This window comes from Kocuria sp. SM24M-10, assembly GCF_001027955.1.
Taxonomy (GTDB): domain Bacteria; phylum Actinomycetota; class Actinomycetes; order Actinomycetales; family Micrococcaceae; genus Kocuria; species Kocuria oceani.
Genome location: NZ_LDNX01000083.1, coordinates 1 through 24,559, shown reverse-complemented (window position 1 = coordinate 24,559; position 24,559 = coordinate 1). Strand labels below are relative to the sequence as shown.

The 24,559-nt window shown below is 72.0% G+C and carries 22 protein-coding genes and 1 pseudogene; 6 read left to right on the top strand and 17 right to left on the bottom strand.

The genetic code is table 11. The features are described 5' to 3' along the window. Positions 1-49 precede the first annotated feature (49 nt). The 8 genes from ABL57_RS09735 to ABL57_RS09700 form a co-directional block, all read right to left on the bottom strand. Entirely contained in the window at positions 50-1,597 is a 1,548-nt protein-coding gene (locus ABL57_RS09735; RefSeq protein ID WP_047803268.1) for a PTS ascorbate transporter subunit IIC, read from the bottom strand. Between the two features lie 13 nt (positions 1,598-1,610). Then, the gene (locus ABL57_RS09730) at positions 1,611-2,486 is read right to left on the bottom strand and encodes a PTS sugar transporter subunit IIA (RefSeq protein ID WP_047803267.1); all 876 of its coding nucleotides are present in this window, start codon (positions 2,484-2,486) and stop codon (positions 1,611-1,613) included. Between the two features lie 82 nt (positions 2,487-2,568). Then, positions 2,569-3,510, bottom strand: coding sequence for an alpha/beta hydrolase (locus tag ABL57_RS09725; protein WP_082157349.1), 942 nt, complete (start codon positions 3,508-3,510; stop codon positions 2,569-2,571). Positions 3,511-3,551: 41 nt separating this feature from the next. Beyond that, positions 3,552-4,091: a hypothetical protein gene (locus ABL57_RS09720; RefSeq protein ID WP_047803266.1), complete on the bottom strand. Its 540-nt coding sequence runs from the start codon at positions 4,089-4,091 to the stop codon at positions 3,552-3,554. Between the two features lie 122 nt (positions 4,092-4,213). Then, positions 4,214-5,236, bottom strand: a complete 1,023-nt coding sequence (locus ABL57_RS09715; RefSeq protein WP_047803265.1) for a metal ABC transporter substrate-binding protein — start codon at positions 5,234-5,236, stop codon at positions 4,214-4,216. A gap of 56 nt (positions 5,237-5,292) precedes the next feature. Further along, positions 5,293-5,685 (bottom strand): Fur family transcriptional regulator, encoded by a 393-nt coding sequence (locus ABL57_RS09710; RefSeq protein WP_369821345.1) that lies wholly within the window; start codon positions 5,683-5,685, stop codon positions 5,293-5,295. A gap of 2 nt (positions 5,686-5,687) precedes the next feature. Beyond that, positions 5,688-6,608 (bottom strand): metal ABC transporter permease, encoded by a 921-nt coding sequence (locus ABL57_RS09705; protein ID WP_047803263.1) that lies wholly within the window; start codon positions 6,606-6,608, stop codon positions 5,688-5,690. Further along, positions 6,605-7,429: a metal ABC transporter ATP-binding protein gene (locus ABL57_RS09700; protein WP_047803262.1), complete on the bottom strand. Its 825-nt coding sequence runs from the start codon at positions 7,427-7,429 to the stop codon at positions 6,605-6,607. Before ABL57_RS09700 ends, ABL57_RS09705 begins: the two co-directional genes overlap by 4 nt. A 96-nt stretch (positions 7,430-7,525) precedes the next feature. Between ABL57_RS09700 and ABL57_RS09695 the strand changes: the two genes are divergently transcribed. Both ABL57_RS09695 and ykgO read left to right on the top strand, forming a co-directional pair. After that, the gene (locus ABL57_RS09695; RefSeq protein WP_047803261.1) at positions 7,526-8,644 is read left to right on the top strand and encodes a GTP-binding protein; all 1,119 of its coding nucleotides are present in this window, start codon (positions 7,526-7,528) and stop codon (positions 8,642-8,644) included. Between the two features lie 78 nt (positions 8,645-8,722). Further along, positions 8,723-8,845, top strand: coding sequence for a type B 50S ribosomal protein L36 (ykgO, locus tag ABL57_RS09690; RefSeq protein WP_026544400.1), 123 nt, complete (start codon positions 8,723-8,725; stop codon positions 8,843-8,845). 200 nt (positions 8,846-9,045) lie between these two features. Here the strand turns inward: ykgO and ABL57_RS09685 are convergent, their stop codons facing one another. The 4 genes from ABL57_RS09685 to ABL57_RS09670 all read right to left on the bottom strand — a co-directional run bounded on the left by ABL57_RS09685 (position 9,046) and on the right by ABL57_RS09670 (position 14,246). Next, complete coding sequence (locus ABL57_RS09685) at positions 9,046-10,866, bottom strand: ABC transporter permease subunit (protein ID WP_082157348.1); 1,821 nt, start codon at positions 10,864-10,866, stop codon at positions 9,046-9,048. Continuing rightward, entirely contained in the window at positions 10,863-12,419 is a 1,557-nt protein-coding gene (locus tag ABL57_RS09680) for an ABC transporter substrate-binding protein (protein ID WP_047803260.1), read from the bottom strand. The genes ABL57_RS09685 and ABL57_RS09680 overlap by 4 nt, the downstream gene beginning before the upstream one ends. 166 nt (positions 12,420-12,585) lie before the next feature. Next, complete coding sequence (locus ABL57_RS09675; RefSeq protein ID WP_238986025.1) at positions 12,586-13,275, bottom strand: ABC transporter ATP-binding protein; 690 nt, start codon at positions 13,273-13,275, stop codon at positions 12,586-12,588. An 80-nt stretch (positions 13,276-13,355) separates the two neighbouring features. Then, complete coding sequence (locus ABL57_RS09670; RefSeq protein WP_160310785.1) at positions 13,356-14,246, bottom strand: ATP-binding cassette domain-containing protein; 891 nt, start codon at positions 14,244-14,246, stop codon at positions 13,356-13,358. Between the two features lie 138 nt (positions 14,247-14,384). Here ABL57_RS09670 and ABL57_RS09665 point away from each other — a divergent pair, with 138 nt between their 5' ends. Together ABL57_RS09665 and ABL57_RS09660 are read left to right on the top strand one after the other, a co-directional pair. Further along, complete coding sequence (locus ABL57_RS09665) at positions 14,385-15,770, top strand: hypothetical protein (protein ID WP_047803259.1); 1,386 nt, start codon at positions 14,385-14,387, stop codon at positions 15,768-15,770. A 98-nt stretch (positions 15,771-15,868) separates the two neighbouring features. Further along, positions 15,869-16,306, top strand: coding sequence for a hypothetical protein (locus ABL57_RS09660; RefSeq protein ID WP_047803258.1), 438 nt, complete (start codon positions 15,869-15,871; stop codon positions 16,304-16,306). A gap of 111 nt (positions 16,307-16,417) precedes the next feature. Here the strand turns inward: ABL57_RS09660 and ABL57_RS09655 are convergent, their stop codons facing one another. The 5 genes from ABL57_RS09655 to ABL57_RS09635 form a co-directional block, all read right to left on the bottom strand. Beyond that, entirely contained in the window at positions 16,418-17,296 is an 879-nt protein-coding gene (locus ABL57_RS09655) for a serine hydrolase (RefSeq protein WP_047803257.1), read from the bottom strand. Positions 17,297-17,481: 185 nt separating this feature from the next. Continuing rightward, positions 17,482-18,120, bottom strand: coding sequence for a YitT family protein (locus ABL57_RS09650; protein ID WP_047803256.1), 639 nt, complete (start codon positions 18,118-18,120; stop codon positions 17,482-17,484). A 53-nt stretch (positions 18,121-18,173) separates the two neighbouring features. Further along, positions 18,174-18,668 (bottom strand): AraC family transcriptional regulator, encoded by a 495-nt coding sequence (locus ABL57_RS09645; protein WP_047803255.1) that lies wholly within the window; start codon positions 18,666-18,668, stop codon positions 18,174-18,176. A gap of 2 nt (positions 18,669-18,670) precedes the next feature. Continuing rightward, positions 18,671-19,756, bottom strand: coding sequence for an NAD(P)-dependent alcohol dehydrogenase (locus ABL57_RS09640; protein WP_152683350.1), 1,086 nt, complete (start codon positions 19,754-19,756; stop codon positions 18,671-18,673). 157 nt (positions 19,757-19,913) lie between these two features. Next, a complete protein-coding gene (locus ABL57_RS09635; RefSeq protein ID WP_238986024.1) occupies positions 19,914-20,507 on the bottom strand; it encodes an HNH endonuclease family protein in 594 nt (197 codons plus the stop codon). Between the two features lie 482 nt (positions 20,508-20,989). On the opposite strand from ABL57_RS09635, the gene ABL57_RS09630 reads away from it, so the two are divergent. Next, a complete protein-coding gene (locus tag ABL57_RS09630; protein ID WP_047803253.1) occupies positions 20,990-24,169 on the top strand; it encodes a DUF3427 domain-containing protein in 3,180 nt (1,059 codons plus the stop codon). A gap of 121 nt (positions 24,170-24,290) precedes the next feature. After that, positions 24,291-24,559 (top strand): annotated as a pseudogene (locus ABL57_RS09625) (IS1380 family transposase); the annotation flags it as partial.

The window sequence follows — 24,559 nt, the reverse complement described above, 5'->3', positions numbered from 1 at the left end:
GCCCACCCCGCTGCGCACCGGGCTCGCAGCGCACCCGGGGGCCGCCGGCTCAGCTCGGCGGCGGCGGGGGTGCGGGGGCGCCCTTCGGCGGGGCGATCTTGGGGTGCGCGAGGGTGGGGCCGGAGGCGGCCACCGCCGCGGTCTCCCGCTCACCCGCCGCGCCGGGCCAGGGCCGGCCCGGAGACGGGTCCCACCCGGCGTCGACCACCCGGCGCTGCACCAGGACGGCCAGCCCCAGCACCGCGAGGCCGATCAGCAGGATCACCACGATGCCGCCGACGGACCCGATCTTGGCCGCGGAGCCGACGGCGATGCCGAACCAGCCGAAGTCGGCGTCGCCGAACGTGGTGTTCTCGGAGCCGAAGGTGCCCAGGACGGAGAGCAGGAACGCGGGCAGGAACGTGATGAGCAGGCCGTTGACGAAGCCGCCGGCGAGCGCCCCGCGGCGCCCGCCGGTCGCGTTGCCGTAGACGCCGGCCGCGCCGCCGGTGAAGAAGTGCGGGACGAGGCCCGGGAGGATCAGGGCGACGCCGATGGCGGGGTTGAGCCACACAGAGAGCACGAACAGCCCGATCAGGCCTCCCACGAAGCTGGCGATGAAGCCCAGCAGCACGGCGTTCTGCGCGTAGGGGAAGACGATCGGGGCGTCCAGGGCCGGGATCGCCCCGGGGACGACCCTGGCCGCGATGCCCTGGAACGCCGGGACCAGCTCGCCCAGGATGGTGCGCACGCCGAAGAGGATCACGGCCACTGCCACGCCGAACTGCAGCCCCTGGGTGATCGACATCATGATGTAGTTGCCCACGCCGGTGGCGCCGCCCTCGAAGGCGGTGAAGGCCTCCTCGGACCCCGCCCGGACCAGGAAGAGCACGGCGAGGACCACGTACATCATGGCCATGGACAGTGCGGTGGCCACCATGGAGTCGCGCAGGAAGCGCAGTCCCTCCGGCAGCTTCGCGTCCTCGGTGGAGCGGCTGTTCTTGCCCACCACCTGTCCCACCGCCCCGGCGGCGATGTACCCGGCGGTGCCGAAGTGGCCCATGGCCACGCTGTCGTCGCCGGTGATCCGGCGGGTCCACGGGTGGACCAGGGCCGGCAGGGACACCATCAGGATGCCCAGCAGCAGGGCCCCCAGGGACACGGTCACCCAGCCGTCGTAGCCGGCGGTGGCCAGGATGATGGTCAGCAGCGTCGCCATGAACAGGACGTGGTGCCCGGTCAGGAAGACGTAGCGCAGCGGGGTGAACCGGGCGAGCACGAGGCTGACGGCGAAGCCGAGGATCATCAGCCACGCCACCTGGGCCCCGTACTCGGCCTGGGCGATCCCGGCGATGGCCTCGTTGGTGGGGATGACGCCCTGGGCGCCGGTGGCGCCCAGGATCATGACGCCCAGGGGCTCCAGGGAGGCCACCACGAGGATGGCCCCGGCGCCGATGAGCAGGAAGCCGAGGGTGGCCTTGATGGCTCCGCCGATGACCTGGCCGGTGCTCTTGCGCAGGGCCACCAGGCCGACCGCGGTGATGATGCCGATGAGGAACGCGGGGACGGCCAGGATCTCGCTGACCAGGAACTCGGGGATGCTGACGAGCCAGTTCATTGCGGGCCTGCTTTCAGACGTCGTAGAGGTCGCGCATGGCGGCGTCGAGCTCGGTGGTGCTGGTGAAGTTCTCGATCACCTTGACAGGCACGCCCACGTCCCCCAGGGCGCGGGCGATCTCCCCGGAGGTGAGGATCACGTCGGCCTCCTTGGCCTTGCCGCGGGCGGAGATGGTGTCGGTGGCCTCGACCGTGAGGTAGGGGCTCCAGCCCCAGCGGTCGAGCACCTGCTCCAGGGTGTTCTTCAGGAACAGGCTCGTGCCCAGCCCGTTGCCGCAGACGGTGAGGATCTTGTTGCGGCTCTCCGTGACCGGCTCGGTCGCCGGTTCGGTGGCCGCCTCCGTCACCGCGGGCGCCGGCTCGGCCGGTGCGGCCGGTGCCACCTCCGTCGTCGACGAGGACGCCGATCCGGTCGCCGCCGCCCCCGGGCGGGACGCCGGGGCGTCCTCCGTGAGCAGGGCGAGCACCTCCTCGGGCGTCGCCGCCCGGTCCAGGGCCGTCCGGGTCCCCGGCGAGGCGAGGAGGGTGGCCAGCTGCCGCATGGCCTGCAGGTGCTCCTTCTGGTCCTTCGCGGAGAGGGCGACGACGAGGGTCACGGGGTCGTTGGACGCGTGCCCGAACTCGACCGGGCGGGCCAGCCGGACCCAGGACATCGCCGTGCGGTGCACGGCCTCCGAGGGCCGGGCGTGGGCGAAGGCGAACCCGGGGGCGACGACGATGTACGGGCCGTTCTCCTCGACGCCGGCGATCATGGCCCGGGTGTACTCGTCGCTGATCGCCCCCTGCCGCTCGAGCAGCCCGCCGGCACACGTGATGGCGGCACGCCAGTCGTCCACCGACTCGTCGAGACGGATGGATTCGATGTCCAGTAAACGCCCGATGTTCGACATATTTGACAGCGTACCCGCGAACGATTAAAAGACGTTCACATCGCACGGTGCCGGGTGCGGATCGGCGCCGCCCGGCCCGCCGCTACGGCGCGGTCCGCTCCCGCAGATGGGCCGCGACGAGGTCGAGGGCCTCCGCGCTGGCCGGGAGGATGTTGACCTGGGAGAAGAAGGCGTGCATCTGGCCGGGCCAGCGGTGGTGCACCACGCTGACGCCCTCCTCGGCGAGCCGCCGGGCATAGGCCTCGCCCTCGTCGCGGAGCACGTCGTGCTCCGCGGTGAGGACCAGGGCCGGCGGCAGGCCGCCCAGGGATCCGGCGCGCAGCGGTGAGGCCTCGGGGTGTCCGCGAGCGCTCTCCTCGGGGACGTAGTGCTCCCAGAACCAGCGCATGGACTCGGCGGGGAGGAAGGCCTGGTGCTCCGGCTCCCGGTAGGAGGGCCGGGTCAGGTCTGCGTCGGTGACGGGGTACACGAGGACCTGCCCGGCCAGCTCCGGGCCGCGGCGGTCGCGGGCCCGGTGGGTGAGCACCGCCGCCAGGTTGCCGCCGGCGCTGTCCCCGGCCACGAACAGCGGCACCGGGGCTCCGGCGATCGCCTCCCGGTGCTCGGCGGCCCACTGCAGGGCCGTCCAGCTGTCCTCCACCGGGGTGGGGAACGGGTGCTCCGGGGCCTTGCGGTACTCCACCAGCACGACGGCCGCACCGGACCGTGCGGCGAGCAGCCGCCCCAGCGTGTCGTAGCCGTCGATGTCCCCGAGGACCCAGCCGCCGCCGTGCAGGTGGACCAGCACCGCGGCCGGGGACGCGCCGGGAACGAGGACGCGCACCCGGAAGGCGCCGCCGTCGTGCCCGTCCAGGACGTGCTCCTCGACCCGGTGCATGTCCGGGCCGGGGCCGTAGCGGGCGCGCCGGTCCGCTCCGGTGGCGCGGGCCTGCGCCGGGGTCATCTCCCACATCGGCGGGGTGCCCGGCGGGGTGGCGTCGGCCAGCTCCTGCAGGAAGGTCGCGCTGGCGCGGTCGAGGGCCATGGCGGGTGCTCCTTGTCCCGGGCTCGCCCGGAGGGCGGTGCTCAGTCGAGCTCGACGACGGTGATCGGCAGCGGCAGGGACTCGGCGTCGAAGGGGATCTGCTCCGAGAACGGGTTGCCGTCCTCGTCGCGGCCGACGCACAGGGCGAGCACCGTCGTAGGGTCGGGCCCGACCATCAGGGTCCAGTGCTGGCCGTTCGCGTCCACGGCGTGGGCCTGGTGGTCGAGGTCCACGCCGCCCTCCAGGTCGGCGAAGCGGGTCCGGTAGTCCTCCAGCTCCTCGGGGGTCTGCAGCACCCCGGCGGCGACCACCGCCTCCTCGTCGCCGGTGACGGCCGGGGCCACCGGATAGGCGATGCGGAACGGCGGCTCGAGCACCTCCAGCAGCTCCCGGGCGGGGCTGGCGTCGTCGCCGCGCAGCCAGAGCCGCCCGGTCCCGTCGACGAAGCCGGCGTACTCCTCGTCGTTGGGGTAGAAGCACAGGAAGCCCGAGCCGGGGATCCGCGAGGCCAGCCCGGAGAGGTCCTCGGCGCGGTCCACGGCGAGGAATCGGGTGAGGGGCTCCAGCGGCAGGGGTTCCACGGGCGTTGTCTCCTTGGCGTTCGGCGTTCGGCGGGACGGCCGTGTGCTGGCCGATCCCGGACGTCCTACGCTACGCCGCCGGGGAGCGGTCGCGGACCGGACCCGCGCGGAGCGCCGCCGCCCTACGCGCAGTCCAGCGCGGTGCGCAGCGCCTCGAGGTTGTCCCGCATGACCTGCTGGTAGTCGGCGTTCTCGTCGGCCTGGGCCTCCACCGGGTCCAGCACCGCGGTCTCGATCCCGTGCTCGGCCGCCAGGGTCTCGGCGACCTTCGGGTTGACCAGGGACTCCGAGAACACCGTGGTGACGCCCTCGGCCTCGACGACCTCGCCGATCTCGGCCAGCCGGGCCGGGGAGGGCTCGGTCTCGGGGTCGAGCCCGGCGATGCCCACCTGCTCGAGGCCGTACTTGTCCGCCAGGAACCCGTAGGCCTCGTGGGAGACCACGATGGTGTCCCGCTGGCAGGTGGCCAGTCCCTCGGTGAACTCCTCGTCCAGGGCGGCCAGCTCCGTGGTCAGCTGCTCGGCGTTGGACTCGTAGGTGGCGGCGTTGTCCGGGTCGACCTCGGCCAGCTCGTGGGAGACCTCCGTGGCGACCGCGGCGAGCCGCTCGGGGTCCAGCCAGAAGTGCGGGTCCTCCCCGCCGTGGTCGTGGCCGTCACCTCCGGCCTCCTCGGCGTGCCCCTCCTCGCCGTGGGCGTCGGCACCATGGGCCTCTGCGCTGTGGGAGTCCTCCGCGGCCCCGTGCTCCTCCGCCGAGTGGGCCTCCTCGCCCTCCACCCCTGCGTGCGCCGCGTCGAGGGCGTGCTCGGGGGCCGCCTGGGCCACGGCGTCGTCGACCGCCGGCTGGAACCCGGAGAGGTAGACCACCGCGTCCGCGGTGCGCAGCCCGTCGACCGCCGCGGGGGACAGCTCCAGGTCGTGCGGCTCGGCCCCGGCCGGAGTGAGCGACTCCACCTGCACGAGGTCCCCGCCGACGCGCTCGGTGACGTACTGCAGCGGATAGAAGGACGCCTGCACGGTCAGCGCCTCCCCCGATCCACCGCCGGCGGTGGCCGCCGACGGGTCGGCGGAGTCGGCGGCGCACGAGGACAGCGCGAGGGCGGCGGCCAGGGAGAGCGGGGCGATGAGGGCGCGAGACGGGATCATGAGAACGATTCTCGTGAAAAGTGAGAACGGTTGTCAATTCACCGCAGTTGGGAGGCTCAGCGCCCAGCCGACCGACAGGCGTCGCAGACCCCGTGCAGCTCGATCGCGTGGGAGACGTCGGTGAAGCCGTGCCGGCGGGCTGCCTGGGCGGCCCACCGCTCCACCGACGTCTCGGCCACCTCCACGGTGTGCCCGCAGCGGCGGCACACCAGGTGGTGGTGGTGCTCGGTGCGGGCGCAGCGGCGGTACCGCATCTCGCCACCGGGGGCGGCGAGAGCGTCCACCTCCCCGGCCTCGGCCAGGGCGCTGAGGTTGCGGTAGACGGTGGCGAGGGAGACCGACTCGCCCTCCTCCGCCAGCATGGCGTGGAGCTGCTGGGCGGAGCGGAACTCGGGGGTGCGGTCGAGCAGCTCGGTCAGGGCGGAGCGCTGCCGGGTGGTCCGGGACATGGTCATGCTCCTCTCAGCTGGAGGTCGTCCTCGGCGTGGTGGGCGCCCTCAGCACCGTGGGGCCCGCCGTGGGGCCGCACGCGCCCCAGGAGGGGGCGGACGAGCAGGGCGAGCACGTAGCAGCCGATGGCCAGCACCACGATCATGGCGCCCGGGGACAGGGGCTGGAAGTAGGTGATGGACAGGCCCGTCACGCACACCGCGGCCCCCACGGCCATGGCCGTGCCCATGGTGCCGGCGAACGAGCGGGTGAGCAGCTGGGCGACGGCGACCGGCACGATCATCACCGCGGAGACCAGCAGGACGCCGACCACGCGCATCGACACGGAGACGGTGAGGGCGGCCGTGACGGCCACCAGGATGTTCAGGGCCCGGACCGGCAGCCCCGTGGCGAGGGCGAACTCCTCGTCGTGGCACAGGGAGAACAGGGCCGGGCGCAGGCCCAGCCCGACGCCGAGGACCACCGCGGCCAGTCCGGCGGTGAGCCAGACGTCCAGGGTGGTGACCGTGGCGATGGAGCCGAAGAGGTAGCCGGTGAGGTTCGCCGAGGTCCCGCCGGCCAGCCCGATCAGCAGCACTCCGCCGGCGATGCCGCCGTAGAACAGCAGGGCCAGCGCGACGTCGCCGCTGGTGCGCCCCCGGGTGCGCATGACCTCGATGAGCACCGCGCCCACGACGGCCGCGACCACCGCCCCGGGCACGGCCAGGGCGTCGTGCGCGGTGAGCCCGGCCGCGGAGCCGGCCAGCCAGCCCATGGCCACCCCGGTGAGGGCCACGTGGCCGATGCCGTCCCCGAGCAGGGCCAGGCGCCGCTGCACGAGGTAGGTGCCGATCACCGGCGCGGACACCCCGACCAGCACGGCGATCAGCAGGCCGCGCTGCATCAGGGGACTGGCCAGCATGGCGGTGAAGGTCTCGATCATGGTCGCTGCGGCTTTCCGTGGAGATCGGGGGCGGCGGGAACGGCGGCGGGCTCGTCCCCGTGCGGGTGCAGGTGCTCGTGGTCGGGGGCGTCGTGCCCCGGGGCCGGCCGCGGGGGGCTGCCGTCGTGGACGATGTGCCCGTGGCGCAGCACCACGGCGCGGTCCAGCAGCGGGGCCAGCTCGCCGAGCTCGTGCAGCACGACGAGCAGCGTGGTGCCGTCGGCCTGCAGCCGCGCCAGGATGCGGGCCATGGCCTCCTTGGAGACCTGGTCCACCCCGGACAGCGGCTCGTCCAGCAGCAGCAGCCGTGGGCGCCGCACGAGCGCCCGGGCGATGAGCACCCGCTGCTGCTGGCCGCCGGAGAAGATCGCCACGCTCTCGCGCGCCCGGTCGGCCAGGCCGACCTGCTCGAGCGCGTCGAGGCAGACCCGCCGGGCGCCGGCGCCCGGGCGCAGCCGCCGGTGGCCCGTCAGCCCCGCGGACACGACCTCCAGCGCCGTGGCCGGCACCCCGGCGCCGACGCCGACACGCTGCGGGACGTAGCCGATGCTCGACCACGGCACGGTCCGGCGGGCGGTGACGTCGGCGCCGAACAGCCGGGCCTCACCGGACGCGACGGGCACGATGCCGAGCAGGGCCTTGAGGAACGTCGACTTGCCCGAGCCGTTGCCGCCCATCAGGGCGACGGCCTCGCCGTCGGCCACGGACAGGTCCACCCCGCGCAGCACCGGCGTGGCGCCGAACGCCACGGTGAGGCCCTCCGTGCGGATGGCCGGGCCGTTCCCCGGAGCCGGGGCCGCCGGCGTGGATCGCAGTTTCATGAGACCCATTCTCAAGAAAATGAGAACGATGGTCAATTCGCCGGCGACCGACAGGTCTCCTTTGTTTGAGAATGGTTCTTATGTAAGGTGGCGGGCATGCGCCTTGTCACGGTCAGTTCCCTGGACGCCCTCAGCCGCGGGCGGGCCTGCGCGTCCCTCGCGGAGGCCCTCCCCCGCGCCGTGGTGGTGCTGCAGGACCTGCTCGACGACGGCACGGTGGTCCGCCGGACGCTCCGGCCGGGCTTCGCCCCCCAGCGGGAGACGACCCCGCTGGAGCACGGCTGCCCCAGCTGCGCCGTCCGCCTCGACCTCGTCCCGGCCCTCGCGCGCCTGCAGGAGGCCGGGGCGGAGCACGTGGTCGTGGGCCTGTCGCCGGGGGTGCCGGCCGCCACGGCGACCCGCGCCCTGCAGCACCTGCTGGACCGGCCGCCGGTCGTGGAGTCGGCGGTGCTCGCCTGCTCCCCGGCCGCGGTGGAGGACCGGATCTGGGACGGACAGACCCTCGCGGAGGCCGGCTGCACCGCCGTGGACGGGGACGAGCGCACCTGCGGGGAGTTCCTCGTCGAGGAGCTGGCCTTCGCCGACACGGTGCTGCTGGCGGACCCCGACCTGGTGCCCGTCGACGCCGAGCAGCGCGCCCGCGGCGTCCAGCTGCTGCGGGAGCTGGCCCGGCACGCGGACGTCGTCGAACACGGTGCGGAGGTCCGCCCGGGACGGCACCGTCCCGCCGAGGCCCTGCACCGCGCTGCCTCCGGATGCCTGGAACCGCCCCGGGGCGCGCCGTCCTCACCGTTCAGCACCGTGGTGCACCGGGTGGAGCGCCCGCTGCACCCGGAGCGCTTCCGGCACGCGCTGTCCGCCCTGGCCGCGGGCTGCTGCTGGCTGCGCGGGCACGTCTGCCTGGCGGTGGTCCCGGAGCACCGCATCCTCGTCCAGGGGATCGGTCCGCGGGTCTGGCTGGAGAACGCCGGGCCGTGGCCGGTGGAGCCCCGGCCCGGGTTCCGTGATGCGCCCGGGGCCGGCACGGACGCTGCCGGCGCGGACCTGGTGCCGGCCGGCCCAGCCGAGCACGCCACGGTGCTGGCCGCCACCGGCGCGGACCTGGACGCGGCCGAGATGACCGCGCTGCTCACCGCGTGCCAGCTCACGGAGGAGGAGCTGCTGTCCGGGATCACCGGACTGACCGACCCGTTCGGCATCAGCTCGCCGAACTGACCGCGAGGGGCCCGTGCCGGACCCCGCCACCGGACCGACCACCAGCACCACCACCACCAGCACCACCAGGAGGAACGAATGAAAGTACGCAACTCGCTGCGCGCCCTGAAGAAGGTCCCCGGCGCCCAGGTGGTCCGCCGCCGCGGCCGCACCTTCGTGATCAACAAGAAGAACCCGCGGATGAAGGCCCGTCAGGGCTGAGCCGGGGAACCTCACGACGACGAACGGCCGCTGCCGGACCTCGGTCCGGCAGCGGCCGTTCGTCGTCGGCGGGATGCCGCGACCCGGTGAGCCCTCCCGTCGTGAGCCGCCGGTGCCGGCCGTCAGGACGCCGGACCCACCGCACGCACCGGCAGGCCCGGCACCGTGCCCCCCCCCCAGGCACGGCGGCCCCGGTGCGCTCAGCCGCCCGACGACCCCGCCGGCGCGGCGGATCCCACTGGCTCCCGGACGGGGTCCGGATCGGGAACCGTGGCGGCGGTTCCCACCCCGTCACGGGTCGCCCGTCTCGCGACGTCGGCGCTGGAGAGGGAGACGGCCAGCACGGAGGCGAGCACCAGGGCGGCGGCGGGACCGAGCACGGTCCAGGGGGCGCGCTCGACGTAGCCGATGCCCTCGGCCAGCAGCAGCCCCCACTCCGGGGCCGGCGGCTGCTGCCCCAGGCCGAGGAAGCCGAGGCCGGCGATGGCCAGGGCGGTGCCGGGCAGGCGCAGGATCGCGTGCCGGGTCACCTCCGGCAGCAGGGTGGGCAGGACGGTGCCGGCCAGGATGCGGGCCCGGCCCGCGCCGAGCAGGGGCAGCACCCGGACGTAGGGCCGGGCCGAGATCTCGGCGACGAGGGCGGCGGTGTGGGCGGCCAAGGGCGCCCAGCTGACCAGGGTGACGGCCAGGGCGGCTCCGGCCGCCGAGGGGCCGGCCACCGCCACGACGAGGATGCCGGCGATGATCGGCGGCGCCGCGTTGGTGACCTCCACCGGGCCGGTGGACCACACCCCGGCCGTCCCGACGACGAGGCCGATGACCAGGCAGGCGGCGACCACGAGCAGGGCCAGGCCCAGGGTGTCCAGGGCACCGTGGCCCACCCGGGCCAGCACGTCCCGCCCGGAGGCGTCGGCCCCCAGCGGCAGCGCCCAGGAGGGCGCCTCGAGCCGGGCGTGGGCGGAGGTGTAGGGGTCCCGGAACAGCCCGGCCACGACCAGGGTCAGCAGCAGGGCCCCCGAGACGAGCGGGACCACCCACCACGACCGTCCCCGGCCCGCCGGGGGCCCGGGGACGGGCAGGTCCCCGGACCGGGCGGCCGGGCCCAGCAGCGACCGGCGGATCAGGGCGGCCAGGGCGCCCAGGACCGCGGCGAGGACGAGCAGCAGCAGGACCCCGGCCTGCAGGGCGGGGATGTCCTGGGAGGCGGCGGCCCCGAGCAGGGTCCGGCCCAGACCGGGGATCGCGAAGACCTCCTCGACCGGCACGGCGCCGCCGGTGAGCCCGACGACGACGAGGGCGATCTGCCCGATCACCCCGGGCAGCGCCCGGCGCGCGGCGGCTGCGGCGATCCGGGCCCGGGAGTGCCCGGCCACGGCCCAGGTGTGCACCCAGCGCTCGGTGAGGGCTCCGGCCAGGGCGGTGCTGAGCAGCCGCCCGATCAGCCCGCCCGCCGGCAGGCCCAGGGCCAGGGCCGGCAGCACCATGTGCTCGGGGCCGGCCCACCCGTAGGGCGGCAGCCAGCCCCACCACACCGCCACGACGACCAGCAGCACGGCGGCCAGCAGGAACTCCGGCAGCGCGGTCAGCGCGGCCGCCGCCGCCCCGGCCCCGCGGGAGGGGCGTCCGGCCAGCCCGTTCACCACGGTGGGGACGCACGCCAGAGCGGCCACGACCAGGGCGACGGCCAGGGCGGCGCCCATCAGGGCCAGGGAGACGCCGAGGGCGTCCAGGACCCCGGGCAAGACCGGGCGGCCGCTGATCCAGGAGGTCCCGAAGTCCCCGGTGAGCACTCCGGAGGCCCAGCCGGCGAAGACGGTCACCGGGCCTCCGTCCAGGCCCAGCTCGGTGCGGATCTGGGCGAGCACCTCCGGGGTGGCCGGCCGGTCGGCGTAGCGGGCGCGCAGGACGGTGTACTCCGGGCTGTTGCCCGACAGCCACGGCAGGGCGCCGATCAGCACGACCACGGCGGCGAAGGCCGCCGCGCGGGAGAGCAGGGCCGCCGCCCATCCGCGTCGGCTCACTCGGCGACGGTGGTCTCGGCGGTGATCAGCTCGCGTTCGCGCGGGTCGCGGACCGCGCCCGCCACGCCGCTCTGCTCGCCCTGGATGACCCGCTCGTGGAGCATCGGGATCGCGGCGTCCTCGGCGAGGATCGCCGCCTCGGCGGCCATGATCGCCTGCTGGCGCTCCTCACCCGGCGCGGTCTGCTCCGCCGCGGCGAGGGCGTCGTCGACGGTCTCGGAGCAGAACTGGGAGATGTTGAACGAGCCCTCGCAGCCGAAGTCGCTGACCATGTAGGCCACCGGGTCGCCCGAGTCGAGCACCGTGGCCCGCGAGAGGATGAAGGCGTCGAAGGCCCCGTCCAGGGCGTCGGCCTCGATGTACTGGTACTCGCGCACCTCCAGCTCGACCTCGAACCCGGCCGCCTCCAGCTGCTGCTGGAGCTGGACGGCCACCTCGGGCAGCTCGGCGCGGTCGGTGAAGGTGCCGATGGTGATCCTCCGGCCCTGCGGGTCCGCGGCCTGCGCCCGGCCCTCCAGCGCCTGCCGGTACTCGTCGGTGTCCCGGCCGGCCGCCGCGTAGGGAAGCGCGGGTCCGAGCAGGCCGGCGGCCACGTCGGCCCGGCCCTCGTAGACCCCGTCCACGACGCCCTGCGGGTCGAGGGCCTCCCGCGCCGCCGCCCGCAGGGCGGGATCGGCGAACGGGCCGTCCTCGGTATTGAGGTACAGGGTGTTCGTGCGCGGCATCGGCACCTCCTCCAGGAGGTCCTCCTCGACCTGGGCGGCCTGGCCCACCGGCACGGCCTCGACGACGTCGGCCTCCCCGGTGCGCAGCGCGGCCGCCCGGGCGGTGCCGTCGGGCACGAAGGACACGTCGATGCCGGCCGCGGCCGCGGCGCCGTCCCAGTGGTCCTCGTAGCGCTCCAGGGTGGCGCCGGAGGTGCCGTCGACCGCGGTGAGCTCGAACGGCCCGGTGCCGTGGCCCACCGGGTCCACCGCGGCCCCCTCGTAGGCGGCCGGGGCGAGGACGGACAGCTGCGGGCTGGACAGGCGCTGCGGGACCAGCGGGTCGGTCTCGGCGGTGGTGACCCGCACGGTGCCGCCCTCCGCCGCCACGGACATCTCCACCCCGTCGAGGATGCGCGGGGCCGGCTCGGCCGTCACGGCCCGGTCCAGGGAGGCGGCCACGTTCTCGGCGGTGAGCTCGGTGCCGTCGTGGAAGGTGACCCCGTCGCGGATCGTGAAGGACCAGGTGGTGTCGTCGACCTGCTCCCACGCGGTGGCCAGCATCGGCTGGGCGTCCCCGGCCTCGTCCAGCCGGACCAGGGTCTCGGCGGTGGACCAGCGGGAGAGCTTGAACGCGTCGTCGCTGAGCGGGGACAGCCCCGAGCGCGGCGGCTGGAGCATGGCGAGTGCGACCCGGGCGTCGGAGGAGGCACCGGCACCCTCCGCGGACGACCCGCCGGAGCCCCCGGCGAAGCAGCCGGTGAGCAGCAGCAGGCTCACGGCGGCCAGCCCGAGACCGGTGGCCCGGTGGGAGGAGCGGTGGACGGGAACGGAGGAGCGAGGAGGCATCAGGAAGCCCTTTCGGCGTGGTGGTCGGTGGATCGTGCGGTGGTCGGGGAAGCGGACAGCTGAGGGGCGCGGAGCGCGGGCAGGACCCGCGGCGGGGCGGCGGCGAGGAGCAGGGCGAGCGGGGTCAGCAGGACCCACGAGGTGACGGCCGGCAGGGCACGGGGGTTCAGGCGGGCAGCCGCGGGACGGCGTCCACCAGCTCCTGGGTGATCGGGTGCCGGGGGCTCTCGAGGAGCCGGCCGGCCGGCCCCTCCTCCACCACCCGTCCGCGGTCGAGCACAAGCGCGCGCTCGCACAGGGAACGGACCGCGGTGAGGTCGTGGGAGATGAACAGCAGCCCCAGACCTCTGCGGACGTGCTGGTCCTGCAACAGGTCCAGCACCTGGTTGCGCAGCGGCAGGTCGAGGCCGCTGACCGCCTCGTCGGCCAGCAGGATCCGGGGACGGGTCACCAGCGCCCGGGCGATGGCCACGCGCTGGGCCTGGCCGCCGGAGAGCTCGTGGGCGCGCCGGCCCAGGTGCTCGGCGCCGAGCCCGACCTGCTCCAGAGCGTCCCGCACCAACTGTGCATGGTCGCCCGGGACGCGGAATCGCCGGAGCGGTTCGAGCAGCTGGCGCTCGACGCTGCGCCGCGGATCGAGGCTCGACGCCGGATCCTGCGGAACGTACTGCACGGCCTGCCGGGCACGCCGGATCCGCTGCCGGCCGATCAGGGGCATGTCGTCGAAGAGGACCTCACCCCGGTCCGGGCGCTCCACGGCCAGCAGCAGGGACAGCAGCGTGGACTTGCCCGATCCGGAGGGGCCCACCACGCCCAGCGCCTCACCCTCGCGCACCTCGAGATCGACCCCGGACACCGCGGTCACCTCCCCGGAGCGGGTCCGGTAGGTCCGGGTGAGTCCGGTGCCGCGCAGCGTCGTCGGCCCTGCCGGCCGGGTCACGAGGCCGCGCCCAGCGGCGCGGCGACGGGCCGGGAGCCGGTGCGGAGTTCTGGCTCCTGCGGGGCCACGACGGGTCGGAGACCGGGGCGGAGGTTCCGCTCCTGCGGGGCCGCGGCGGGCCGGAGGCCGGCGCGGGCCGCCGCGACCAGGGCCGCGGTGAACGCCGCCCGGGGCGACCGGAGCACCTGCTGCATCGGGCCGGCCTCCACGACCCGCCCCTGCTCCAGGACCACGACCGCGTCGCAGAGGTCGGCGGCGACCGCGAGGTCGTGGGTGATGAACAGCAGCGCGCTGCGCCCCGGTCCCGTGCAGCGGCGCAGGGCCTCGACGACCTGGCGCTGACTGATCATGTCCAGGGCCGTGGTGGGTTCGTCGGCCACCAGCAGGTCCGGTGACGCGGCCATGGCCAGGGCCAGGCACACGCGCTGCCGCTGCCCGCCCGAGAGCTGGGAGGGATGGGCGTGCAGGATCCGCTCGGGGTCCTCGAAGCCGACCTCGCGGAGCAGGTCCGCCACGACCCGGCCGGCCTCCGCCGCACCGGTCCGGCGGCGGCGGGCCACGGCGGGCAGCAGCTGACGGTCCAGGCGCACCACGGGGTTCAGCGCGGCCTGGGAGTCCTGGAAGACCGCCGCCATGCCGGGGCGCCTGCCCGGAGCCTGGCGCCAGGGCAGCTCACGGCCGTCGACCCGCAGCGTGCCCTGCACGCGGAACTGGGGCCCCAGCAGTCCCAGCAGCGCCAGCACCGTCAGGGACTTGCCCGAGCCCGAGGCCCCGAGCAGGGCCACCCGCTGCCCGGGCTGCACCCGGAGGTCCACTCGGTGCAGCAACGGCTGTCCGGCCACGGAGACCTCGAGGTCCCCCACCTCCACACGGGCGGCACTGCGCACGCTCTCTCCTCGGGTCGCACTCGTCAACTGTCTCACAGTAATGATTATCATTCGCAGTTTACAACGGCACGCCGACCGGTTTCGATCCGTCGTCGATGTTTATTGAGAATGGGTATCATTCTCGTCTATGGTTCGAGCATGCACACTTCGTCCCGCACCCTGACCTTCTCCGGACTCGTCGTCGCCGCGCTGGCGCTGTCCGCCTGCTCCCCCGGCACGGCCGAGGCCGAGCCCGCCGCCGAGAACTCCGCCGCCGCGACGACCCCGGCCGAGGCCTCGAGCTCCCCGTCCGCCTCGGGCGGTTCGGCGGAACGCCAGGAGGTCGCCTCCCTCACGCCCCGCGTGGTGCTGAGCTACGACGGCGGCCTGATGACCCTCGACGCCGAGTCCGGGGAGATCCTCGGGACCACCGAGCACGAGGGCTTCCTGCGGCTGAACAACGCCGGGGACGGCCGGCACGTGCTGGTCAGCGACAGCGACGTCTTCCGGCTCTTCGACACCGGGCTGATCGACCAGGCCCACGGCGACCACTCCCACTACTACGAGCAGGCCCCCGCCCTCACGGACACCACCCTCGAGGCCCCCGAGGCCGCGCACGTGGTGGTGCACGAAGGGAAGACCGCGCTGTTCGCCGACGGCAGCGGAGCCATCCAGGTCCTGGACTCCACCGCCTTCTCCGACGGCTCCGTGGAGGACGGCGAGGTGGAGCGCCACGCCACCGAGGCGGCCCACCACGGCGTGGCCGTACCCCTGACGGACGGGAACCTGCTGCTCACCCAGGGCACCGAGGAGAGCCGCGACACCGTCCAGGTCGTGACGCCCGCGGGCGAGGTCGTGGCCGAGACCACCGACTGCCCCGGGGTGCACGGCGAGGCCGCGGCCGCCCCCACCGCGCAGGGCGACGTGATCTCCCTGGGCTGCGAGAACGGCCCGGTGGTCTACCGCGACGGCGCCTTCAGCAAGGTCGCCGTCCAGGAGGACTACCAGCGCTCGGGCAACCAGTTCGGCTCCCACGGCTCCCCGGTCGTGCTGGCCGACTACAAGACCGACGCGGACGCCGAGCAGGAGCGCCCCACCCGGATCGGGCTGATCGACACCCGCACCGATGAGATCCGCACGGTCGACGTCGGCTCGGCCTACTGGTTCCGCTCCCTGGCCCGCGGGCCCGAGGGCGAGGCCCTCGTGCTCACCTACGACGGGCAGCTGAACATCCTCGACGCCGACACCGGGGACGTGCTGCACGAGGTCGCCGTCGTCGAGCCCTGGGAGGAGCCCGAGGAGTGGCAGGAGCCCGGCCCGGCCGTCAAGGTCGCCGGGGACCGCGCCTACGTCACCGACGCCGCGGCGCGGAAGCTGCACGTGGTGGACATCGCCGCCGGCACCGTGGTGGGCAGCTTCGACCTGCCCGAGACCCCCACCGAGATCGCCGTGGTCGACGGCGAGCCCGAGTCCCCCGCCACCGCGGAGGCCGGGCACGAGGACCACGACCACGCAGGGGACGCCCACGAGGGCCACGACCACTGAGCCGACGCGTTCCTGACAGGGGCGCCCGTCAGCCGGACCACGACGACGGGCGCCCACCAGGTGACCACTGGCCGCCACGGCCTCGGAAGGAGCCACCCATGTCACGCCGCACAGCCCGCCCCCGTAAGCCGCTGAAGAACGAGACCCCGGCCGACGCCAGCGGCCCGGTGCTCGCCTGGTGCACCGGATCCCGCTGCGCAGGCCTGCGCCGCCTGGCCGACGGAGAGGACCACGAGCAGCAGATCGTCTCGACCATCAGGGCCACCCCCGGGGCCGTGCTCATCAACTCACCCTGCCTGGGACGGTGCGAACTGGCCTGCGTGGCCGCCGTGGCCCGCCGCGACGGCCCCAACGATCAGATCGGCCCGCTCGCGTGGTTCAGCGGCCTGGAGGACCACCGCCGGTTCCACGCCCTTCGCGAGTGGCTGGGCGCCGGGGGCCCGCAGCAGATCCTGCAGCCGGACCGCATCCTGCCGTCGGCGCTCCGGGCGGCGACCTGCGGCACCACCCCGGCGCCCAGGATCCGTCGCGACTGACACCGCCCCGGCTGTCGCGGGCGGGCCTGCGGTCACGCCCACCCGGCCCGGCGACGGGCCGGGGTGCCGGTCGAGCGCCGCCGCATCCGGCGAGCGCCGGACGGGGACAGGTCAGACCGTGGCCGCGTGCACGTAGGCGTCGATCGCCTGCCCGGCCGTCCGGAACCAGGGCCTGGCGTCGTCGTAGCCGGACCAGCCGTCCGTCAGCACGGCCACCACGTACTCCTTGCCGTTCAGCCGGACGAGCCCGGCGTCGTGCGAGACCTGGATCAGCAGGCCGGTCTTGTGCGCGAACTCCACGTCCGGGGACAGTCCCGTGGACAGGGCGTAGTCCAGCTCCTGGGCCGTGAGGAAGCCGAGCAGCAGGGTGGTCGACGCCTCGGCGAGCAGATCACCCGTCCGCAGCCGGTCGAGGAAGTCCGCCACGTCGTCCGGCGTGGTGGTCATGGCCACGGTCCCCGCCTCCCCGGTGTCCGGGTCGTAGGTCGTGGACTCGAAGCCCTGCCCCTGGGCGAACGCCTGGACCTCGTGCCACCCCAGCCATCGCCCGAGGGCGGCGCCGGAGACGTTGTCCGACCAGGTGATCATCCGCTCCACGGCCTCCCGGACGGTGAAGGCGGTGCCCGGCACCGTGTCCGTCAGGGCGATCTGGCCCCGGTCCACCCGGTCGAGGACCGCATGGGCCAGGAAGAGCTTGTACAGGCTGGCGCTGGTGAAGGGGCGGTCCGGGTTGCGGGACACCACCTCCGCACCGGCCGGGTCGAGCAGCACGAGCCCCAGCTCCCCCGGCACCTGGGCGGCCAGGACCTGCAGATCAGCCTGGAGGCGGGTGACCGCCGGATCGGTGGCCTCGACGGCGGAGGACGGCGCCGCGGTGGCCGCGCCGGAACCACCCAGTGCGAGGAGCAGCGCCAGGAGAGCCCCTGTGAGGCGCCCCCGGCGGGCAGGCCACGGGCTGCGGCGCGCGAGTGATCGAGTTCCTGGGTGCATGGTGCGTCTCCGTTCCCCCACGGACGAGGCGCGGCCGGGGCAGTTCCCCGGCGGCAGGGCCATTCTGTTCCCCACGGCGATCCTCCGCCACCCTTTGCGGGGATCGTCCGTTCGGCACCGTGGATCCGGCGCTCCGGACCGCGGCACCGACAGGGGCCGCGAACCCTGGAACTCGGGCGGCGACGTCAGCGGCGCAGCTGGACGCTCATCCGGGGCATCAGGACCTGGACCAGCGGGCCGATGGCCAGCGCGTAGAGCACCGTGGCCAGGCCCACGGTGCCGCCGAGCAGCCACCCGGCGAGCACCACGGTCACCTCGATCGAGGTGCGCACGATCAGCACCGATCCTCCGGTGCGCCGCACCAGGCCGGTCATCAGTCCGTCCCGCGGGCCGGGCCCCAGATGCACGCCGATGTAGGCGGCGGTCGCCACGGCGTTGAGGAGCACGCCGGCCAGCACGAACAGCACCCGCAGCGGCAGCGACTCGACGGGGGGCAGCACCGCCAGGGTCAGATCGAGGACCAGCCCGACCACCACCGCGTTGCTGACGGTGCCGATGCCGGGGCGCTCGCGCAGCGGGATCCACAGCAGGAGCAGCAGCAGGCTCACGGCGATGACGACCGTGCCCATGCTCACCCCGAGCTGCCGGGAGATCCCCTGGTGGAGCACGTCCCACGGGATGACGCCGAGCTCCGCGCGCACGAACAGCGCCATGGTAATGCCGTAGAGCACCAGGCCGGCGTAGAGCTGCACGAGCCGCCGGGGCAGCCGGCGGGACTTCGCCCGGTCGGTCGAGCGGTTCGGGTTCCGCGGACGCCAGTACATGCGGACCATCCTCGCACCGGCGGGCCGGCCACGGCGCACCGGGCCGGCCGCGCTCAGACCTCGTCGAGCCGCCGGTACCGGGACGGAGTGGTGCCCGTGGTGGCGCGGAAGTGCCGGTTGATGTTGGACAGGTTGGTGAAGCCCACCCGGTAGCAGATGTCCGAGACCGGCAGGTCGGTGCCGCGCAGCAGCCGGCAGGCCTCGGTGAGCCGCATCCGGGTGCCCGTGCGGTTGAAGCCCACACCGGTGGCCTTGGCGAACAGCCTCGAGAACGCGTTGGGGTGGGAGATCCAGTTGTGGGGCAGGCGGGAGCCCATGATGCTGAGGTGGCCGGGGCCGAAGGGCCCGGCCCAGTCGCCGGCCATGACCGTCCCGGAGGACTCCCGGATCAGGTGCACCTCCACCTCGGGGTGGTAGTGCCAGCGGGCCAGGGGGTGGGGCCAGTCGTGCTCGTGCCACCGCACGGAGCTCGACGGGTCCGGGACCACCAGCTTCCGGACCGGGGAGGTGGGGTCCTCCGTCGTCGTGCTCCGTGCGGCGGCAGCCACGGTCAGGCTCCGGCCACCCGGATCTGGATCTTCGTGTCGGTGGGCCGGCCCTCGGCGCCGCGCTCGAAGGCGGCCACGGACTCCTCGAACGGATACGTGGCACTGATCAGGGCACCCAGGTCCACCGCCGGGGACCCGGCGAGCTCGATGGCCCGCTGGTAGGAGTTGGCGTAGCGGAACACGGTCTCGATCCGCAGCTCCCGGGCCTGGGCGGCGGCGACGTCCAGCGGCACCGGGTCCACCGGGATGCCGACCAGGACCACGGTTCCACCGGGGGCGGGGATCTCCCACAGGCCGCCGAAGACGTGCGGGCTGCCGCTGGCTTCGAACACCACGTCCGCGCCCCAGCCGTCGGTGGCCTCGCGCACCACCTCGCCGAGGTCCTGTCGGGAGACGTCCACGGCGTGGATGGTCGGATACGCCTCGATCTTGGCGAACTTCTCCGGTGCCACGTCCGAGATGTACACCCGGGACGCCCCGCTCGCGGCGGCAGCGATCGCGGTGAGCACCCCGATGGTGCCGGCGCCCACCACCACGACGACGTCGCCCGGCGCCAGGGCGGCCTTGGTCACCGCGTGCACCGCCACCGCGAAGGGCTCGATCAAGGCGCCCTCCTCCAGCGAGAGCTGCTCGGGCAGCCGGTAGGTGAAGTCGGCGGGGTGGATGATCTCGGACTGCAGGCAGCCGTCCACCGGGGGCGTGGCCCAGAACTGCACGTCCGGGTCCACGTTGTACATGCCCAGCCGCGCGGCGCGCGAGCGCGGATTGGGGATGCCCGGCTCCATGCAGACCCGGTCCCCCACGGCCAGGTGGTCCACGCCCTCCCCCACCTCCAGCACCGTGCCGGAGGCCTCGTGGCCGAGGACCATCGGAGCCTCGACGACGTAGGGCCCGATCCGCCCGTGCGTGAAGTAGTGGACGTCGCTGCCGCAGATGCCCACGGTGTGCACGCCGATGCGCACCTCGCCGGGGCCCACCGGGCGCAGCGTGGGGACGGGCCGGATCTGGATCTCGTGCTGGCGTTCGAGGACGACGGCGTCCATGGGGCTCTCCTGGGTGTTCGAGGTCGGGGTGGTCGTGGAGATCATGATTCCAGGCCATGCCATACAGCGGTGGTCGCTTCGCCGAAGCGGCCAAGAGAACCGTCCCAGCCTTCCGCCGGTGCTCCACCGTGTTGGGTACGCAGGTGTCCAGCGCGCCGATAATCAGCGAGAAGGGCGCCCAGAAACGGCCATCATTCGCCGATCAGGCTTTTCTGACGGTGAGAGTGACGTTGGGGCAGGAGCCTGCAATCCGCGCCAGTGCAGCCTTCTCGGCGCTGTCTACCTTGAGGCCCCACCGGATCTTCACTGCCACCCACTCCCCGATGTAGGCGCAGCGGTGCCTGGGCGGCATCCAGGCCTCGGGGCCGCGGGCCTGCTTGGCCGAGTTGAGCTTGGAGGTCTGTGCGCTCAGGGCCCGGTGGTCCCCGAGGTCGTTGTAGAACGCCACGCGCTTGGACTTCGTCCAGTACCGGGCCCCGGAGCCCCACGCTTCGTGGACGGGGACGGTGTGGTCAATCTGCACGGTGGTGGCTGAGGTGTGCACGCGCCCGTCCCAGGTAGTGACCCAGCGCCCGCCCTTGACGGTGCAGCGCTTAGCGGTGGTGAAGCTGGTTTTGACCTTGGACTCGTTCTGCAGCACCTCGGCCCGGGTGTTCTGGCAGTCGCGGTTCGCGTCGTTCCAGTCCCCGAACTGACGATCCCGGTCGTAACCGGCGTTGTTCTCCGCAGCCACCGGCAGGGACTTCACCGCGGTGCGCAACGGGGCGCTGTAGGTACCCGCGGCTTCTGCAGGCATCACGCCACCAGCGAGGAGCAGTCCTGCCACAACCACGGAGGCGGCGGTCGCCCGGTGCGGGCCACCGGCAGCGGGCGATATGGAAATAGCAGTGCGGGCACGGGAAAAGAGTCCGAAAAGCATCGGGGGCCTCCAGAATGGGGGGTGAGGCGCCGTCGGGGGCGTGTTCCTATCTTCGCATTACGACTGCAAATAGCGGTGGCGTGTCGCCCCGTGCGTGATCGCACTTATGGGGACATTCCTCCACGGTGGCCTAGGGCGTGGCCATCCGTGCGTACTGGCTACGGACTCGATCTGCAGGATGGCATAGGTGGAAGTGCCCAGACTCATCCCGACTACGGGGTGAGCGCTCAACGCACATCACCCGGCCCTGGAAACCGGGACTGGAGCAATTCCCAGATTCCGTTCGGGCACCGTAGCCGCGACACTCGAAGGCCTGTCCTCGACGGGGTCAGACCTTGTATCGCATCTAGGCTGCGCCTATGCGCCCAATCCCCTCCACTACCAACGAGCGACTCTTACCCGGTTTGTACGAGCATCTCGAGGATGAGCAGCTTACTCAGCAACTAGCGACGTTGGCGCCCGAAAGGGTGACGCTCGACGATGTCGATGATGCGGACAGTCCCCATGTCTTGAGCCGCTACCTGGCGCATCGCATTCATAGGCACCTGCAGTCTGTTCCAGCAGGGCATCGCGTCGACGAGGCAAATCGCATTCTTGAACTTTTTGACCAAGGAGCGGATGAAGCGTTCTACATTGCCCCAGGTCCTCGCCAATTGATTGCCGTCTCCCAAAAGGCCGGCAAGCCTTTGCAGAGGCCAACAACGCCCCTGTCAGACGCGGCACTGCTCACCAACACTCCCCACGAGCCACAAGTGGGCCGGGAAATCGCGAAGGAGCTAGAAAGCGCCGACCGGGTGGATCTCCTGATCGCCTTTGTGAAGTGGTCCGGGCTCCACGTCATGGACAAGGAGCTGCAGGATTTGAAGGACCGTGGCGTTCCTTTCCGGGTACTCACCACGGTCTACATGGGTGCCAGCGACGCCAAGGCAATCAACGCGCTGGCGCGCAAGTACGGCGCGGAAGTTCGTGTCAGCTACGAGACCCGCAATACGCGGCTCCACGCTAAGGCGTGGATGTTTCACCGCAAGACCGGCTTCAGCACGGCCTATGTCGGTAGTTCGAACCTGTCGCACGCCGCCATGCTCGACGGCCTCGAGTGGAACGTGCGCCTCTCCTCCGTCGCGACGCCGGCGCTCCTTCAAAAGTTCGAGGCGACCTTCGAAAGCTACTGGGCGTCGGAGAGCTTTGAGCAATACAACCCGGACGACGACAGCGAGCGTCTCGCGAGGGCCCTCGCTGAAGGCGGCGGGCGGATGTCTTCGGACGTGTCCATCGCGCACCTGGATGTCCAGCCCTACCCCTACCAAGCTCAAATGCTCCAGGAGTTGGAGGCCGAGCGTGTCATTCACGACCGCCACCGGAATCTCGTGGTCGCCGCGACAGGCACGGGGAAAACCATCGTCGCAGCCTTGGACTATCGTCGGCTACAGGCAGGCGCCCTCAACGAGCTCTCGCTGCTTTTTGTGGCTCACCGCCGAGAGATTCTCGAGCAGGCGCGTCAGACCTATGCCACGGTGCTGCGTGACGGCGCCTTCGGAGAACTCATGGTCGACGGCTATCAGCCAGTCCGAGGCAAGCACGTCTTTGCGTCGATTCAATCCCTCAATGCCAAGAGCCTGGACCGCTTCGCGCCTGAGTCCTTTGACGTGGTGGTCATCGACGAGTTCCACCATGCCGACGCTCCGACCTACCGCAAGATCATTGAGCACTTCCAACCTCAGGAACTCCTCGGCCTCACCGCTACGCCAGAGCGCGGCGACGGCGTCAACGTCGCAGAGAAGTTTTTTGGAGGCCGCATTGCCAGCGAACTGCGCCTGTGGGATGCCCTCGATCAGCAGTTGCTGACGCCGTTCCACTACTTCGGTGTCTCAGACGGCGTCGACCTGTCTTCACTTCAGTTCCGGCGGGGTCGGTACGAGGACAAAGAACTGGATGCCGTGTACACGGGCAATGACGCACGCACGGCCAAGGTCCTGCAGGCCCTCAACGACAAGGTGCTCGATCCGCACCGGATGAAAGCAATCGGCTTCTGCGTCTCCGTCAAACATGCGGAGTACATGGCGCGTAAGTTCACAGCGTCCGGACTGCCGTCCGCGGCACTGTCTGGAGAGAGTTCCAGCGACGAGCGACGGTCTGTGCTTAAGGCGCTGCAGCGTGGAGAACTGCGCGCCGTCTTTGCCGTCGATCTGTTCAATGAGGGTCTCGATATTCCGCAAGTCGATACCATTCTCATGCTGCGACCGACGCAATCCTCCACGTTATTCCTGCAACAACTGGGACGTGGTCTGCGACTGGCTCCCGACAAGCCGGTACTGACCGTTTTGGACTTCATTGGGTTTCAGCACCGAGAGTTCCGATTCGATCTTAAATACCGAGCCGTAACGGGGTCGAGCCGGACGCGTCTGGCCAAGGACTTGGAAGACGGCTTTTCCTTTCTCCCCTCTGGCACGCAGATCGTCTTCGATACGGTCGCCCAGTCCGTGGTGCTCAACAACGTCAAGCGGCAGCTACGGCTAACCACAAGGCAGGTGGTCGACGAGATCAAGGACCTAGCGGCGCAGCAGCCTGTGCCTGAGTCCTACACCTTGCGCCAGTATCTGGCGGACTCTCTCTCCGAGGCATCGGACATCTACCGCCGGAGCAAGTTCGACGGTCGACCGACAACCTGGAACACCCTCCGTCGTGCCGGTGGATTGGTCCCCGATGTGCTGTGGCCCACCGCAGATCAGGAGGTTGAAGTCCTTACTTTGTTGCAGCGCGCCAAGGCGTTTCTCAATGTGGATGACCCTGCCCGCCTCCGGTCCTATGAGCTCCTACTTCAATTGGATGCACCGCCGGTATTGTCTCTGCCGCTCAGGGAGCAGCGAATGGCACGCATGCTTTACTACTCCTTCTGGCCGCAAGGCCCGAAAAGCGGCGGGCCGGGCGACCTGGAAATCGGTCTCCATCTGCTGCGATCCCACGCCATCCTGCGGAACGAGCTGACGCAGCTCATCGACGTCACCGCTGACAACGCGCGCAACCTACCGCGACCGCTGGGTAATGGGTATGCCGACATCCCCCTGCAAACCCATGCGCGCTACACCCGGGAAGAGCTTCTGGCCGGTTTGGGCATGGGGGAAGAGGGACAACGCACTCCCGGCACCGTGCGCGAAGGAGTGTCCTGGATTCCGTCATCCCGCTGTGAGGCGCTTCTCGTCACGCTCCACAAGTCGGAGAAGGACTTCTCGCCCAACACCATGTACAAGGACTATGCGATCCCTGAGACGCTCTTCCACTGGGAGTCGCAGAACCAGACCACTCCGGAGTCCGCAGCGGGACAGCGGTATCAGCACCACACCGCGCAAGACAGCCACATCATGCTGTTCGTCCGCGAATCTCCGACGCAGGAGGCGGGCACCTCGCCATATGTGTTTTTGGGTCCTGTCGACTACGTATCGCACGAAGGATCCAAGCCCATGTCGATCGTCTGGAAACTGCGGCGCCCAATGCCCACCACGGTGTTTTCCGCAGCGAGCACGGTAGCGCCGCACATTTAGCCTCGATCCACCGATGAGCTTGGGTGACAAGCGGGTGCCGTGACGCAGAAATGCCCCTCTGATCAGGAAGAATAGAGCTTGCTAAAGATTCTGTTCGACCGATCCGAGAGGCATCTCGTAGGTGCAATTCAAGCATGCTCCCGCTGCGGTGTCAGCGAAGTTCGATGACCCGAATCTTGTGTCGGCCGCAGGGCTGGTCCCGATGCTCCGCCTGGCCCGCACCGCAGGGCTCGATCAGCTCGCGCAGGTCCGGTTGACGGTCCCGTCGGATAAGGGCGCGAACGCGGGCAGCAAGGTGATGGCGCTGGTGGCGGGGATGCTCGCCGGGGCGGACTCGATCGACGACATGAACGTGCTTCGTCACGGCGGGATGGGCAGAATCTTTAGCAA